Below are 16,055 nucleotides of genomic sequence, written 5' to 3' on the forward strand. Positions count from 1 at the left end.
TTAAAACAAGCTATCTCAATAAATTTATTGAGATAGCTTGTTTTAACCAAAGAAATACGTATCTTCAATAAATCCCCCTATGAAAAATAATCCGTTTACTATATAATAAAATTAACAAACTTTATATGGAAATTATTTTGGTTCATTTACAATGCTGTGAATGATTAAAAAGGAATCAGGTGTAAATCCTGAACGGTCCGGCCACTGTGAATGGTAGGTTTGCTCTGTATTGCCACTGGATAATCCCGGGAAGGCGGAGTAGATAATAGCCATGAGTCAGGAGACTTGCCAAAGTAATATGCACAGCTGCCTTCTGGGAAAAGGAGATGCATACTAGTAATTCAATGAAATACAAATTGAATTCTATTAGCTGCTCTCAACTAAAGACAGGTGAGGGTTTTTTTTAATGTGTATAGAGCGGTAAGTAATAGGTATCATGCTTATCGTCGTTGCTTACTTTGGTTTGTGCGAAACCAAAAGTTTGTTAACCATTTGGAGCATTGCGGCGCAGCAAACTCTCTAAAGCCTTACATTCGTCGTAAGGATGTATAACGTTACAAAGAAGTAACCGAACGGACAGGTCATTACAAAGAAGTAATACCTGCAATGATGGAAGGTTTACTCCAAAGTAGTGGTAGATCTTCCTGTTTTTATCTTTAAGAACCTTTTTAAGTCAAAATTGACAAGGCTAACAGATTAATAGTACACTACAGTTAACACAAAGACGTGTCGTTTAAAAGCAGAGGAGCTTTACAGAATGATAAATTCTGTAGGGTTCCTCTGTCTTTTTTTATGTCAAAAAATGAGGAGGGATTTTCTTGAAAAAGGTTGCTTTTCAAACAGATATTTATTATGGAAAGAATGCATTAGATTATTTGAAAACGATTCATGAACAGCGGATTTTTATTGTTTTAGATCCATTTCTTCAAGAGACAAAAATCCTTGAAAAAATAGAAGACTACCTTTCAACAGGAAATAATACGTGGCAATTATTTGCAGAGGTGGTACCGGATCCACCGATTGAAAATGTTACTGCTGGTGTAGAAGCGATGAGAGACTTTGAGCCTGATTTTGTTATTACCATTGGCGGGGGTTCTGCAATGGATGCTGCAAAAGCGGTAAAAGATATTGCTAAGAAGGTTTATGCTATGGAAGAACTGCCGCTGCTTGCTATTCCAACCACGAGTGGTACCGGCTCGGAAGTAACTTCCTATTCGGTGATCACGGATCAAAATAAAGGGGTGAAGTATCCATTAACCGCAGATTCTTTAATTCCGGAAACAACTATTTTAGACGTAGAGCTTGTGAAAACTGTTCCTAAGTCAATTGTAGCAGATACAGGAATGGATGCTTTAACCCATGCTGTAGAGGCTTATGTAGCTAAAAATGCGAATGATTTTTCAGATGCCATGGCGGAAAAAGCGATTCGTTTACTTTTTGATTATCTACCAAAATCTTATCAAAATGAACAAGACGATGAAGCGAAAGAAAAGGTTCACCATGCATCTACATTAGCAGGTTTTGCATTTAACACAGCTGGTTTAGGAATCAATCATAGTATTGCACATGCCTCAGGAGCAAGATTTCATATTCCACATGGCCGACTGAATGCGATTTTACTCCCATCTGTTATTGCGTTTAATGCCGGTGTTCATCAAAATGATAATCAGCATTTAACTCCGGCAGCAGATAGGTATGCAGCGCTTGCCCGTTTATTGAATCTTCCTGCAACGAATCAAGCAAGTGGAGTAAGAAGCTTTATTAAAGAAGTGAAGAAGCTTCGGAAAAAATTAGATATCCCTGCTAATTTAAAGGCCTATCAACTGGAATACAACGATGAGATAGAAACAGAAATTGTGGAGGCTTCCTTAAACGACAGCTGTACAAGTATGAACCCGGTAAAACCAACATATCAGGATATTGCAGCTATTTTAAAAAAGATAAGATAATTATCAGGCTGAGTCTAATAGAAAATAAGCTTGCAAGAAAGTGCTTTCAAATATATAATGATGATAGAAGCACAATGGGGTGCGTAAGAAATGAAATGAATGCAATTCGTTGATGATAAAGCAAAGGGGCTTTGAAAAGGATGTATCTTTTTCGGGGTCCCTTTTGGCTTTTTTAGGCTATTAGATAGAGATGAGGCTTTCCTTAAGTGTCATTGAATTATACTGCTAAGGAGTATGGATATGAATGCAAAAATTGTGATAGTCGACGATGAACCTATTACAAAGATGGATTTACAGGAACTTTTGGAGGAAGCTGGATACGATGTCGTAGGACAAGCTTCTGATGGGTTTGAGGCAATCGATGTTTGTCAGGAACAACGCCCGGATTTAGTCATTATGGATATAAAAATGCCTGTATTAGATGGGCTAAAGGCTAGTAAAAAAATTATGTATGATAAAATTGCTGGTGGAATATTGCTGCTGACTGCTTTTTATGATGAAACATTTGTAAAAAAAGCAAGAGAGATCGGAGCACTTGGATATTTAGTAAAGCCACTGGATGAAAAATCTTTTATTCCAACAGTTGAAATGTGCCTATCTAGAGCAGAAAAAATCCAATCTCTGGAGAAACAAGTAGAAGAAGTATCCCAAAAGCTGGAAGATCGGAAGATTATTGAGATTGCTAAGGGTTTATTAATGAAGGAGAGAAATCTGGATGAACAAGAGGCTTATAAGCTCTTGCGTAAAATGAGTATGGATGGAAGGAAGTCTATCAGTGAAGTTGCCAGGACGATAGCGATAGTATATGAATAAGCAAAAAAATAAAATTATGGAATTATGCAAGAAGTATACAGAGATGACAGAGGAAGAAATCGCAATTATCTATCAGAAATCGCAGGCACTGGATGAATTAGCAGCTATTTTTGATTGCGATATTTTCATCGATGTTCCTTTAAAGAACAGTACTGCTTCTATTGTTATTTATCATGTACTTCCTGTCTCCAAAGGATCTCTCTATGAGCAATCTCCTGTAGGTCAGCCGGCAATGAAGATGAATGAGCCCGGGGTTTGGAAGGTCTCTCGAACTGGAGGAAAGTTAAAAGGATATAAAGCGTTTACGCAAGAGAACGTATTTATTCGTCAAAATATATATGCCATTGAATATCAGGATAAGATCCTGGGTACCTATATTATGGAAGAGCCTTTTCATGAAGTGCAAGATGATGAGGGAGAAGAGCAAAATGATTATATGGTTATGACAGCACGATTAAATAACTATATTGACGATGCCATCTATTTTTTTGATGCTTCTAGTAAACTTATTTTTCAAAATGAAAACGCAGATAGTATTTTAAAGGATAGCCTGCAGGATGAAGTTTATTATAATCAATTATTTGGTGATCAAATTCCTTATAGTGAGCTTGTATTAAGCAATAAAAAAACAGTGATGAAAGAAATTGAACTTGCTGATAAGTTTTATATGATGAAGCGGATTATTTTAGAGGATGATAAGTTAGAATTTGCAATTATTTTAAGAGATATCACACAATTGAAAAATAAAGAAGCGGAAATCATCTCTAAGACAGAGGCAATAAGAGAAACGCATCATCGTATTAAAAATAACTTACAAACCATGGCATCTCTCCTGCGAATGGAGAAAAGAAGAAGCAATAATGAAGAGATTAAACATATTCTATCAGACAATATGAACCGGGTTATGTCCATTGCTGCAACACATGATATTTTAGCAAGACAGCTTGGGGACGAGGTTGAGTTAAGTGAAGTCATTAAATTTATTGTGAATAATATGCATCGAAGCTATATGCTGTTAAATAATCTTGAATTAAGCCTTGATGCAGAAGAATCGATTATTGTCAGAAGTGAAATTGCAACTTCTGTATCCCTTATTGTGAATGAACTTGTACAAAACAGCTATAATCATGCTTTCGCAGGAAGAAGCAGCGGAAAGTTAAAAGTATCTTTGAAAAAGCATGGAGACAAAGTGATTATTACTGTTGCAGATAATGGAATTGGTTTTTCCATTGATGAAATAAAAAAGAACAGTTTGGGATTAGTTATTGTTCAAAATTATGTGAAAGACAAGCTAAAGGGAACGATTCAATTTAACCGCCTGAAAAGAGGAATGGAAGTTACCGTTCAATTTAAACAAACACTATACGATGATGTATAAGTGGATCCGGAAGCAATGAAGCTTAAGGTATAAAGAAGATTGCTGTGTGCAATTTTTTATGCTTTAAGCTTTTTTGCTTTTTTTAATACATCTAATAAAGAAGGGAGGCAGGGAAATGGCTGAAGATGTTTTAAGTGTCGGAATCGATATTGGGACGTCCACAACACAGCTTGTATTCTCTCATCTGACGATAGAAAATACGGCATCTGCATTTAATGTTCCACGCATTGTGATTATAGATAAGAAAGTCATTTATAAAAGTGACATTATTGATACACCACTCCTGGAAGGAAAACGGATTGATCAAACGCAGATTGAGCAGTTTGTAGCGAGAGAATATCAGAAAGCTAAGATTGCGAAAGAAACGATCCAGACAGGTGCTGTCATTATTACTGGAGAAACAGCCAGAAAAGAAAATGCCGAAGAGGTTTTACAAGGATTAAGCGGCTATGCAGGAGATTTTGTTGTCGCAACTGCCGGACCTGATTTAGAGAGTATTATTGCAGCGAAAGGAGCTGGACTGAATCGTTATTCCAAGGAGCATGCCGGCAAGCTGGCCAATCTCGATGTGGGTGGTGGGACAAGCAATATTGCTGTGATGGAAAGAGGCAATATCGTCGACACAGGCTGCTTAGATATCGGCGGAAGACTGGTCAAAGTAAATAAGGAAACAAAGAAAATTGAATATATTTCAGAAAAGATTCAAGCCTTAATTGAAGAAAATGGCTGGCCGATTTATATAGGAGAACAGGCTACAGAGAAACTGCTTGAGCCGTTAATTGAACGGATGGTACAGCTTCTGGAGGAAAGTGTTGGTGTTCGTAATCCAACAAGAGCATTTTTCAATATCGTGACACATAAAGGAATTAAAAATATAGCAGATATGTCACATATTTCATTTACAGGAGGAGTAGCGGAGGCTATCTATCGACCGTCAGAAGGTGACGTGTTCAGGTATGGGGATATTGGTATTCTGCTGGGAACAGCAATCAGGAAATCTGCATTAACTCAACAGTTGACACTGATAGAGCCGAAAGAATTAATACGGGCCACCGTTGTTGGAGCAGGATCGCATACAACAGAAATTAGTGGGAGCACGATTCATTATTCTCAAAATAAATTCCCGATTAAAAATATCCCGGTTATAAAAATATCCAATGAAGTTATTAATCATGGTGACGCTATTGCAGGTTATATAGAGGAAAACTTAAGCAGGTTTCAATTAGAAGAAGAAAAGCAGCGAGTGGCGTTATCCTTTTCAGGCAGAGAAGTATCAAGTTTTAAAGATATAACAGAAGTAGCTGAAAAAATGGCGCAAGGTGCCCGAAATTATCTTCGTTTAGGACTTCCGCTCATTGTCATTGTAGAGAAGGATATTGGGAAGGTACTTGGGCAGACGCTTTATACTATGCTTGGCCAAGATATGGAAATTATCTGTATTGATAGTGTTTTTGTTGAAGATGGAGATTATATTGACATTGGACATCCACTTGCTGAAGGGAGTGTGTTGCCCGTCGTAATTAAAACACTCGTATTTAATTAGTACTGTAAATTTTGAGAGGAGGATAAGCATGATTTTAAGCACTGTATTATTTGGAAGAAACTATCAATTTAAATCTATCAACGAAGTCATGGCAAAAGCAAATGAAGAAAAATCAGGCGATGTGATGGCTGGAATTGCGGCGGAATCAGCAGAAGAACGCGTCGCTGCCAAGGTTGTTTTAGCAAATTTAACACTGGAGGATTTACGGAACAATCCAGCTATCCCTTATGAACAAGATGAAGTGACACGAATCATTCAAGATGGCTTAAATAAAAAAATCTATGATTCTATCAAGCGATGGACTGTCCAGGAGCTGCGCGAGAAATTACTTGATTACAATACATCAGGAAATGATATCAGAAGAATTTCAAGAGGATTGACATCAGAAATGGTTGCCGCCGTAACAAAGTTAATGTCCAATTTAGATTTGATTACGGCAGGAAATAAAATAACCGTTACAGCACATTGTAATACAACGATTGGCTTGGAAGGAACATTATCAGCAAGATTACAGCCGAACCACCCGTCTGATAATGAGGATGGAATTGTCGCTTCTATTTTAGAGGGTCTTTCTTATGGTTCAGGCGACGCTGTTATTGGATTAAACCCGGTGGATGACACGTTAGAGAGTGTAAAGCGGATGTTCCATCGTTTAGAGGAAGTGAAAAATAAGTATGCGATTCCTACGCAAAATAGCGTGCTTGCCCATGTAACTACACAAATGCAAGCTATTCGGGAGGGAGCACCTGCTGATCTCATCTTCCAATCGATTGCTGGTTCTGAAAAAGGAAATAGAGCCTTTGGAATAAGCGGCGAATTAATTGCGGAGGCAAGAGAGCTTGCTTTGCGTGAAGGAACCGCCGCCGGGCCTAATGTGATGTATTTTGAAACGGGACAAGGTGCTGAATTATCTTCTAACGCACATCATGGCGTAGACCAGCTTACATTAGAAGCCAGATGCTACGGATTTGGTAAAACCTATGAACCTTTCTTGGTAAATACCGTGGTAGGGTTCATTGGACCGGAATACTTATATGATTCGAAGCAGGTTATCCGGGCTGGCTTAGAGGACCATTTTATGGGGAAACTTTCTGGATTACCGATGGGTGTGGATGTTTGTTATACCAACCATATGAAAGCAGATCAGGATGATATGGAGCTGTTAGGCACATTACTTGCTCAAGCCGGAGTTAATTTCTTAATTACTGCTCCGCATGGAGACGATGTCATGTTGAATTATCAAAGTCTTGGCTATCATGAAATTCAAACATTGCGCGAGTTGCTGCAGTTAAAACCGATTAAGGAATTTGAAGAGTGGTTACAGAAAATGAATGTTATTGATCTTTCCGGAAGGTTGACTGCTCCAGCCGGAGACGCATCATTATTCTTAGTGTAAGGAGGAGAAACGATGGCTACAGATACAGAATTAAAAACGTTGATTGAAAAAATTGTCCGGGAAATGGCTGGAGGGGGTACAACCTCTGAAGAGCATGCTCCAAAAACGCAGCCGGAAAGCAATGCAAACCAGACAAGCAGTGATGAATTCTTGCCGGATATATCCGAAGTATTGATAAAGAAAGAACTACTTGTACCAGAACCGGCAGATGAAGCAGGATATTTGGATATGAAAGATAAAACACCTGCGCGCTTAGGCGTATGGCGGAGTGGAGCACGCTATATGACCTCCAGTTCATTACGGTTTAAAGCGGATCACGCTGCTGCTCAGGATGCTGTTTTCTCTTATGTAAGTGAGGATTTTGTAAAAGATAATAATCTATTTCCTATTGCAACGGTGTGCCAGGATAAGGATGAGTATGTTACCCGTCCAGACTTGGGAAGACAATTCACGGATGAAGTGAAAGAAAAAATTAAAACACATTGTGGAAACCCTAAAGTACAAATTGTGGTGGGAGATGGTTTGAGCTCTGCTTCTATTGAAGCTAATTTGGAAAACACATTACCTGCTATCAAACAAGGCCTGAAACTTCACGGCATAGAGGCGACCAATGATTTATTTATTAAACATTGCCGTGTGCCGGCGATGGATGTTGTTGGAGAATTGACCGGAGCGGATGTTGTTTGTTTGCTTGTTGGAGAGCGACCGGGGCTGGTAACAGCAGAATCGATGAGTGCTTACATTGCCTACAAGCCGACTGTTGATATGCCGGAAGCAAGGCGTACCGTTATATCAAATATTCACGAAGGCGGTACACCTCCAGTGGAAGCAGGAGCACATATTGCGGAATTGATAAAGAAAATGATTGATAAAAAAGCTTCTGGTCTTGACCTGAATAAGGTATAAAGGGTACCGCCTTTTTGAACACGAATGACAGGAAACGTTCAAAAGACGAAAAAGCATAGAAACGGAGGGTTTACCATGAAGGGTGATGCGCTTTATGCACAGGTCTTGGGTGTGAAGCTGATTTCAAATGTAGATGCACATTTAGCAGACGAATTAAAATTACTTCCTGATCAGCGAAGTATCGGAATTTTAACAGGGGATACCGATGATGTAGTCTACACGGCCTTAGATGAAGCAACAAAGAAAGCAGACGTAGAAGTTGTTTATGCAGAATCCATGTATGCCGGGGCAGATAATGCAACAACGAAGTTAACCGGAGAGGTTATTGGTATTTTGGCAGGCTATAATCCCGAGGAAGTAAAAAGCGGATTGGATGCTGCACTGTCTTATATAGAGCATGATGCTTATTTTGTCAGTGCCAATGAGGATGACTCGATTCCTTACTTTGCACATTTGGTATCACGGACAGGAACATTCCTTTCCAAGCAGGCAAATATAGCAGAAGGAGAAGCAATTTCATATTTAATTGCTCCTCCATTGGAAGCTGTCTATGCCTTAGATATGGCCTTGAAGTCAGCGGATGTAAAGTTGGCTGCATTCTTTGGACCGCCATCTGAAACAAACTTCGGAGGCGCCTTATTAACTGGAAGTCAATCTGCCTGCCAGGCTGCCTGTGAAGCATTTGCAAGTGCAGTAAATGATGTGGCAGATAATCCAAAAGGATATTAGGTGAGTTAAATGGAAGCATTAGGATTAATTGAAACAAGGGGATTGTTAAGTTCAATAGTTGCAGCTGATGCAGCTGTGAAGGCGGCAGATGTGAAGCTTTTAGATACAGAAATTATCAAAGGCGGGCTGGTCACTGTTCAGCTGCTGGGAGATGTTGCTGCAGTTCAAGCTGCTGTGGAAGCTGGTGAACATGCGATTACTTCATTCCAAACATTGATTTCTGTACACGTTATTCCGAGGATGCATCATGAAACCAGTACCATCTTAAAAAAATTTCCGCAAACAGCGCCGGCTCCAGTGCCGGAAACAACACAGACGGAAATAGCTGAAGCAGAAGTGGAAGAACAACAGTTGGATCATACAGCTGCAGTGGATGAACATCCCATCCAAGACTTCGATCAGGAACAGTTGGAAAAGATGACAGTACTTCAATTAAGACAGCTTGCCAGAGCAAATAATGTAAGTTTGTCAGATGCAACAAAAAATATAAAGTATGCAAGAAAAAGTGAACTCGTTCAGGCAATATTAGCAAAAGATAATAATAAAAAATAGGTTAATTCATTAAAGGAGGAATTTATAATGCAAACAAATGCGTTAGGAATGGTAGAGACAAAAGGTTTAGTTGGAGCTGTTGAAGCGGCAGATGCCATGGTGAAAGCAGCGAATGTAACGTTGGTAGGGAAAGAACAAATTGGAGCAGGATTGGTAACGGTACTCGTCAGAGGGGATGTAGGTGCTGTAAAAGCAGCAACCGATGCTGGAGCAGCGGCGGCTGACCGTGTTGGAGAACTAGTATCCGTTCATGTTATTCCTCGCCCGCATGCAGAAGTTAGCGCGATCCTTCCAAAGGAATTAGGGGAAGCTTAAATTCTGGAAGTCCAGAAGTAGCTGATCGAGAGAATTGAGGTGAGAGATTTGGACGAGCTACTTGTAAAAACGATAGAAGAGGCAGTAAAGAAAGAAATGCTGAATCAATCCTTAGTTGAAATGGAAGCATCAGGAAGACATGTTCACTTAAACAGAGAAGCAATTGATTATCTATTTGGTACAGGCTACCAATTAACAAAGGCAAAAGAATTATCCCAACCAGGTCAATTTGCTTGTAAAGAAAGAATTACAATTAAAGGACCTAAAGGGAGAATTGAAAATGTTGTCATTTTAGGTCCTGAAAGAAGTGTCTCCCAGGTGGAAGTATCTAAGACAGATGCAGTTGTTTTAGGAGGCAATATCCCGGTTAGAGAAAGCGGGGATATTGATGGAACACCTGGAATCACACTCATTCATGGAGATAAGGAGCTTCACTTGGATAAAGGGCTCATTGTCGCTAAGCGGCATATCCATGTCGCTTTACATGATGCGGCAAAACTTCAGGTGGAGCATAAAGAAATTGTGCAGGTGAAAGTGTTTGGAGAGCGATCCCTTATATTTGATGATGTTGTCATTCGTGTCCATCCTAACTATCAGACCTATATGCACATTGATTTTGATGAAGCGAATACCTGTGGTTTTCAGCGGGGAGCACTTGGTAAGATTATAAAGAAAAATAGCGGAGCAACAGGTTCCGGTATAAATACAGAAGTGATCTCAAAAGAAAAGTGCTCCGCACCAGAGTCTGATGCGGAGTTTATAGAAAAGAAGGTTATTACAGAAAGAGATGTACAGAAGCTGTTGATGCAGAAAAAGAAGAAACTTCTTATCCCGCAGAATAGTATTACAACACCGCTGGCTGTAGATTATGCGAAAAAGCATAGATTAGTAATTCAACGATGTGAGGAGAATGAGGTATGATCATCGGCGATGTGATGGGCTCTGTATGGGCGACCAGAAAAGATGAAAAACTAAACGGGTTGAAACTATTAATTGTTAAACCAATCTATAATGATGATTTGGCCTCGACCTTTGTTGCGGCAGATTTAGCGGGAGCAGGAGTCGGAGATACCGTTCTGGTTACAAAAGGGAGCAGTGCGCGGTCAGCTTTTGGAAAAGAAAGACTGCCCATTGATTCCGTTATTGTAGGAGTGGTTGATTCGATTGATATGATTCAGGATGAATAGAAATCACTGGAGTTTGGGAGGGAAGAGGCATGGGGATCAATGAGATCGTAATCTACATTATGGTTATTTTTATGGTGGTAGGTGCGCTTGATAAAATATTTAAAAATAAGTTAGGTCTCGGAGATAAATTTGATGAAGGGATTATGGCAATGGGGGCTCTGGCCCTTGCGATGGTTGGTATTATCGTTATGGCCCCTGTCCTGGCAAATGTGCTGAGTCCGATTATTGTTCCGATTTATACCGCTCTGGGTGCAGACCCGGCCATGTTTGCCGGAAGCTTATTAGCGATTGATATGGGAGGTCTGCAGCTGGCTCAAGAACTGGGACACAGTCAGGATGCAGCGATGTTCTCGGGAATTATTCTGGGGGCAATGATGGGGGCGACGATTGTTTTCTCTATCCCTGTATCCCTGGGAATTATTAAGAAAGAAGATCAGCGTTATCTCGCAACAGGAATGCTGGCAGGCTTTATTGCTATTCCTTTTGGAGCAATTATTGGCGGATTAGTAGCTGGTTATTCCTTCTCTATGGTTATCATGAATTTAATTCCGATCTTTCTTTTAGCAGCACTTGTTATTTTAGGCCTTTGGAAAATTCCAAATCAAATGATTAAAGGCTTTACGATTTTTGGTTATGGTGTTGTTGTCGTTGCTACAGCAGGCTTGGCTATCGGAATCATTGATGTTTTAACAGGCATTACAGTTATTCCTGGAATTGCTCCTTTAGAAGAAGGAATAGAAGTAGTTGGAAGTATTGCGATTGTGCTTGCTGGAGCATTTGTCATGGTCGAAGTAATTACGCGTGTATTCAAGAAACCGTTAATGGGCATGGGTAAAATGCTGGGAATGAATGATGTTGCTGCAGCTGGAATGGTCGCAACACTAGCGAATAATATTGCCATGTTTAACCTGATGAAGGATATGGACAACCGTGGGAAAGTAATTAATGTAGCCTTCTCTGTACCAGCGGCCTTTGTTTTAGGAGATCATTTAGGATTTGCTGCTGGAGTAGCCAGGGAAATGATTTTTCCAATGATTATCGGAAAGTTTGCCGGAGGAATTATCGCGATTGTTATTGCCATTGTGATCGCAAACGCTATTTTAGGAAAAAGTGAAGAAAAAGCAAATAAATTAAAGAAAACAGCCACTTAAAAGATATGAAAACAGCTTTCCTGTCGAGTAAAAGGGAAGGAAAGAAGGAGTGCATATGGAAGAGAAAAAAAGATTTATTCAAGAGTTTGTCCCCGGGAAGCAAGTAACGTTAAGCCATTTAATAGCCAACCCTGTCGAGGATATGTTTGATAAATTAGGTGTTCAGCAGGCAGGAGCATTAGGGATACTAACACTGACCCCAAGTGAGACAGTTATCATAGCTGGAGATCGCGCAACAAAAGCTGCAAATGTGGATATTGGCTTTCTTGACCGGTTTACTGGCAGTCTGGTGATTGTCGGCAGTGTTTCTGAAGTCGAGACAGCGTTAAATGACGTTAATGAATTTTTAGAAGAAATCTTACATTATACTCCTGCAGCCATTACAAAATCTTAAAATTCTGAGGGGAGGAAGTATGAATGCCATTGAAAAATCGAGCCATGATTTTAGGTGGAATCGATGCTGGAAAGACGACTTTAAAAGAAGCGCTTTTTGGTAGAGAGAGGCAGCCTAAAAAAATGAAAACACAGTCTTTAATTTATGAAGACTGGATTGTTGACACACCGGGTGAATATACAGAGAATCCCTTACATTATCGGAGTATTATGGCAACCTCCCTTGAGATAACACATGTATTATTTGTACAGGATGCAACAAATGAAAAGACGATTTTTGCACCTGGATTCAGCTTAGGAATTAACAAAATGCCAATTGGTGTCGTTACAAAGGCAGATGCAAGGGAAGCAAATATAGAACGGGCAATCCATTTATTAAAAAAAGCCATTGTTAAAGGACCAATTGTGATTACATCTGCTTATACAGAGGAAGGGATAGATGTCATTCCTGCTCTTGTGGAGTGTGAGTCATTAGATGAAATGAGAGCGTATGTTACCAATCACCCATCTGAGAATCTAATCTTCTATGAAAATGCTAAAACTTAAAGGTAACAGCAGGGTAGGAAGGAGAAATAAGATGGATAGAGAGCTTGTAGAAAAAGTAACGAAAATGGTTGTCACCGTCTTAGAAGAAATAAAAGAAGAAAACGTTGATAAAGAAGCAACGGTTAAAATATGGCCTCATGAAAGTCCGCCTCCAGCTCCTATAGAACAAAAGGTGGAAGAGGTGGAATACAAGCGGGATGAGATCATTATTCTTAAGCCATATACAGAGGGAAATTAGGCAAGGAAGGAGTGTTACGATTGACACTAGATAAAGATTTATCCTCTATTCAAGAGATGCGGGATGCAGTGGAAAAAGCGAACAAAGCACAACAGGAATTTATGCAATTCTCGCAATGGAAGATTGATTCTATTGTGAAAGCCATTGCGACAGCCGCTTTCCATCAATCCAAAGAGTTAGCACAGCTGGCAGTAGAAGAAACAGGCATGGGGGTTGCAGAGCACAAGCTTTTGAAAAACCAGGTCGGTTCAAGAGATGTTTATGAATCGATTAAAGATGAAAAAACAATCGGGATTATTCATGAAGATAAAGAAAATAAAGTAACGGAAATCGCTTATCCTTATGGTGTAGTAGCTGCGATTATTCCGACAACCAATCCAACTTCTACAGCAATGTTTAAGACATTGACAGCTTTAAAGTCGGGAAATGCGATCGTTGTCAGCCCGCATCCGCGTGCTAAAAAATGTACTGTTGAAACATTGAAGGTTTGTATGCAGGCCGCATTAGAAGAAGGTGCACCAGAAGGATTAATTGGCTGGATTTCGGAACCAAGTATGGAGGCAACAAATCAATTAATGACACATCCGGATGTGAATTTAATTCTCTCAACCGGCGGCGGAGGACTCGTTAAAGCAGCCTATAGTTCAGGGAAGCCTGCATATGGAGTAGGCCCTGGAAATGTTCCGGTCTATATTGAGAAATCAGCAAATGTTGCGAAGAGCGTCCAGATGGTTGTTGATAGTAAAACCTTTGATCATGGAACCATTTGTGCCACAGAGCAAGCGATTGTTGTAGATCAGGCAATTCACGAACAAGTGAAAAAAGAACTGCAAAAGAATGGTTCCTATTTTTGTAACGCTGAAGAGAAAAAGAAAATGGAACAGGTTATTTCCATTGGGCCAGGTAAGGTAAATCCAGATATTGTCGGAAAGTCGGCTTTAAAAATAGCCGAATTAGCAGGATTAAACGTTCCAAGTAATACGAGGCTCTTAATAGCAGAAGAGGACCAGGTAGGGAAGAATATTCCGTTTTCTCTGGAAAAACTGGCTCCGGTATTTGCATTATACACCGCACAAAATTCGAATGATGCAAAGAAAAGATGTTTAGAGCTGCTCAATCTGGGAGGAAGAGGTCATTCCTTCTCTATTCATACGGAAGACGATCACCTCGTCCGTGAATTTGGAAAGGCAATGCCAGTTTCTAGAGTGCTCGTAAATACACTATCATCGATAGGAGCAGTAGGAGCAACAACAGCATTAGCGCCTTCCATGACTTTAGGCTGCGGAGCATATGGTGGAAATATCAGTTCCGATAATATTACGGCACGTCACCTTTATAATGTGAAACGAATTGCTTATGGCGTGAAGGAAGCAGATATTCCGCAACCTGGAAAAAACGATGCAAAAATAGAGTCAAACAAACAAGTAGAAAGTTTGATGAAGGATGCAGTTGAAAAATCTGGAGTAGCTGCTGAGGGGATTGATAAAGCAAAGATAGAACAGCTTGTAAAACAGGTTTTAACAGAATATCAAAATCAATCATAATTTAAGGAGGAATTTAAAATGGGTAAAGTAAATGGAGCACTAGGAATGGTAGAAACAAAAGGATTAGTAGGGGCAATTGAAGCAGCAGATGCGATGGTAAAGGCTGCGAATGTGAATTTAATCGGGAAGGAACAAATTGGTGCAGGCTTAGTAACGGTCCTTGTTAGTGGAGATGTAGGGGCAGTAAAAGCAGCTACCGATGCTGGAAGTGAAGCAGCAAACCGTGTTGGAGAATTATTATCTGTGCATGTCATTCCACGTCCGCATAGCGAATTATCTGATATTCTTCCAGATTAATAGAAGGAATAGGTGTTTCCATGCGGGAGCACCTATCTTCTTTAAATCTATGAAAAGAAGGAAATACATAACAAGGAGGGACTTACATTGACTTTTAAACGAAGAAAATTTGCAGTAATCGGTGCAGGATTTACTGGCGCAACAACAGCTTTTTTACTCGCTCAAAAGGAGTTAGGGGATGTTGTTTTAGTAGATATTCCTGATCAGGAGAATCCAACAAAAGGAAAAGCTTTGGATATGTTAGAGTCAGGACCTGTAGAAAAGTTTAATGGGAAAGTTATTGGCACATCAGATTATGAAGATATAAAAGATGCGGATATGGTAATTATTACTGCAGGAATTGCCAGAAAACCAGGGATGAGCCGTGATGACCTTGTCGCAATTAATGCGGATATTATGGTGGATATCTCGAAGAAAATTGTCCGCTATGCTCCAGAAAGCTACATTTTAGTATTAAGTAATCCTGTAGATGCGATGACGTATACTTGCTTTAAAACGACTGGATTTCCAAAGAATCGGGTAATTGGTCAATCCGGCGTTTTAGATACTGCGCGTTTTAATACATTTGTGGCAGAAGCGTTAGAACTTTCTGTAGAGGATGTCACTGGGTTTGTGCTTGGCGGCCATGGAGACAGCATGGTTCCGTTAATCCGCTATTCCAATGTAGGTGGTATACCAATCAGCAATTTATTGCCAAAGGAAAAGCTGGATGCGATTGTGGAACGAACTCGAAAAGGCGGAGGAGAAATTGTAAATCTTCTTGGTAATGGAAGTGCTTATTATGCTCCTGCTGCCTCCCTTGTTGAAATGGCAGAGGCGATTGTAAAAGATAAGAAACGCATATTACCATCCATCGCGTTTTTAGAAGGAGAATACGGCTACAGTGATATTTATTTAGGAGTGCCGACCGTTCTTGGTGGCAAAGGGATTGAAAGTGTGATTGAACTCCCATTAACAGATGAAGAAAAGCAACAGTTAAATCAATCAGCAGATGATGTGAAGCAGGTTATTGCATCTCTTCCGCTTGATAAATAAAAAATGAGACCGGAGTAAATTTCTCCGGTCTCATTTTATCACGGAGAACCGTCCGTAAAACTCCCGCCTCAAAATAAAGCGTA

General features: G+C 39.9%; 17 protein-coding genes, 1 pseudogene and 1 riboswitch. All 18 genes and pseudogenes read left to right on the top strand.

What is annotated here, in order from left to right; genetic code table 11:
- Positions 1-121: 121 nt before the first annotated feature.
- Positions 122-307: riboswitch (cobalamin riboswitch) on the top strand.
- 511 nt (positions 308-818) lie between these two features.
- A complete protein-coding gene (locus BN986_RS18725) occupies positions 819-1,949 on the top strand; it encodes a 1-propanol dehydrogenase PduQ (protein ID WP_040983016.1) in 1,131 nt (376 codons plus the stop codon).
- A 240-nt stretch (positions 1,950-2,189) separates the two neighbouring features.
- Positions 2,190-2,762 carry an ANTAR domain-containing response regulator gene (locus BN986_RS18730; protein ID WP_040983018.1) on the top strand — a complete coding sequence of 191 codons (573 nt, stop codon included), beginning with the start codon at positions 2,190-2,192 and terminating at the stop codon, positions 2,760-2,762.
- Positions 2,755-4,140 (top strand): histidine kinase N-terminal domain-containing protein, encoded by a 1,386-nt coding sequence (locus BN986_RS18735; protein WP_040983020.1) that lies wholly within the window; start codon positions 2,755-2,757, stop codon positions 4,138-4,140. Before BN986_RS18730 ends, BN986_RS18735 begins: the two co-directional genes overlap by 8 nt.
- A gap of 115 nt (positions 4,141-4,255) precedes the next feature.
- Positions 4,256-5,683: an ethanolamine ammonia-lyase reactivating factor EutA gene (gene eutA, locus BN986_RS18740; protein WP_040983022.1), complete on the top strand. Its 1,428-nt coding sequence runs from the start codon at positions 4,256-4,258 to the stop codon at positions 5,681-5,683.
- Between the two features lie 28 nt (positions 5,684-5,711).
- On the top strand, positions 5,712-7,079 hold the full coding sequence (locus BN986_RS18745; protein ID WP_040983023.1) for an ethanolamine ammonia-lyase subunit EutB: 1,368 nt from the start codon (positions 5,712-5,714) through the stop codon (positions 7,077-7,079).
- A gap of 12 nt (positions 7,080-7,091) precedes the next feature.
- Positions 7,092-7,985, top strand: coding sequence for an ethanolamine ammonia-lyase subunit EutC (eutC, locus tag BN986_RS18750; RefSeq protein ID WP_040983024.1), 894 nt, complete (start codon positions 7,092-7,094; stop codon positions 7,983-7,985).
- A 75-nt stretch (positions 7,986-8,060) separates the two neighbouring features.
- Positions 8,061-8,714, top strand: a complete 654-nt coding sequence (gene eutL / locus BN986_RS18755; RefSeq protein WP_040983025.1) for an ethanolamine utilization microcompartment protein EutL — start codon at positions 8,061-8,063, stop codon at positions 8,712-8,714.
- Positions 8,715-8,723: 9 nt separating this feature from the next.
- The gene (locus BN986_RS27930) at positions 8,724-9,266 is read left to right on the top strand and encodes a BMC domain-containing protein (protein ID WP_040983027.1); all 543 of its coding nucleotides are present in this window, start codon (positions 8,724-8,726) and stop codon (positions 9,264-9,266) included.
- A gap of 24 nt (positions 9,267-9,290) precedes the next feature.
- Entirely contained in the window at positions 9,291-9,581 is a 291-nt protein-coding gene (locus BN986_RS18765) for a BMC domain-containing protein (RefSeq protein WP_148417170.1), read from the top strand.
- 48 nt (positions 9,582-9,629) lie between these two features.
- Positions 9,630-10,256 (top strand): annotated as a pseudogene (gene eutD, locus BN986_RS18770) (ethanolamine utilization phosphate acetyltransferase EutD); the annotation flags it as partial.
- Positions 10,257-10,498: 242 nt separating this feature from the next.
- Entirely contained in the window at positions 10,499-10,768 is a 270-nt protein-coding gene (locus BN986_RS18775; protein WP_040983031.1) for a EutN/CcmL family microcompartment protein, read from the top strand.
- A 29-nt stretch (positions 10,769-10,797) separates the two neighbouring features.
- On the top strand, positions 10,798-11,919 hold the full coding sequence (gene eutH, locus BN986_RS18780; protein WP_040983034.1) for an ethanolamine utilization protein EutH: 1,122 nt from the start codon (positions 10,798-10,800) through the stop codon (positions 11,917-11,919).
- 55 nt (positions 11,920-11,974) lie between these two features.
- Positions 11,975-12,313, top strand: coding sequence for an ethanolamine utilization microcompartment protein EutS (gene eutS, locus BN986_RS18785; RefSeq protein ID WP_040983036.1), 339 nt, complete (start codon positions 11,975-11,977; stop codon positions 12,311-12,313).
- Between the two features lie 23 nt (positions 12,314-12,336).
- Positions 12,337-12,858: a EutP/PduV family microcompartment system protein gene (locus BN986_RS18790; RefSeq protein WP_040983038.1), complete on the top strand. Its 522-nt coding sequence runs from the start codon at positions 12,337-12,339 to the stop codon at positions 12,856-12,858.
- A 31-nt stretch (positions 12,859-12,889) separates the two neighbouring features.
- Complete coding sequence (locus BN986_RS18795; protein ID WP_040983040.1) at positions 12,890-13,096, top strand: hypothetical protein; 207 nt, start codon at positions 12,890-12,892, stop codon at positions 13,094-13,096.
- A gap of 20 nt (positions 13,097-13,116) precedes the next feature.
- On the top strand, positions 13,117-14,640 hold the full coding sequence (locus BN986_RS18800; protein ID WP_052400928.1) for an aldehyde dehydrogenase family protein: 1,524 nt from the start codon (positions 13,117-13,119) through the stop codon (positions 14,638-14,640).
- 18 nt (positions 14,641-14,658) lie between these two features.
- Entirely contained in the window at positions 14,659-14,937 is a 279-nt protein-coding gene (locus BN986_RS18805) for a BMC domain-containing protein (RefSeq protein WP_040983042.1), read from the top strand.
- Between the two features lie 87 nt (positions 14,938-15,024).
- Positions 15,025-15,972, top strand: coding sequence for a malate dehydrogenase (gene mdh / locus BN986_RS18810; RefSeq protein ID WP_040983043.1), 948 nt, complete (start codon positions 15,025-15,027; stop codon positions 15,970-15,972).
- The last annotated feature ends 83 nt before the right edge of the window (positions 15,973-16,055 follow it).

Source organism: Oceanobacillus jeddahensis, from assembly GCF_000750635.1.
GTDB lineage: Bacteria > Bacillota > Bacilli > Bacillales > Amphibacillaceae > Oceanobacillus > Oceanobacillus jeddahense.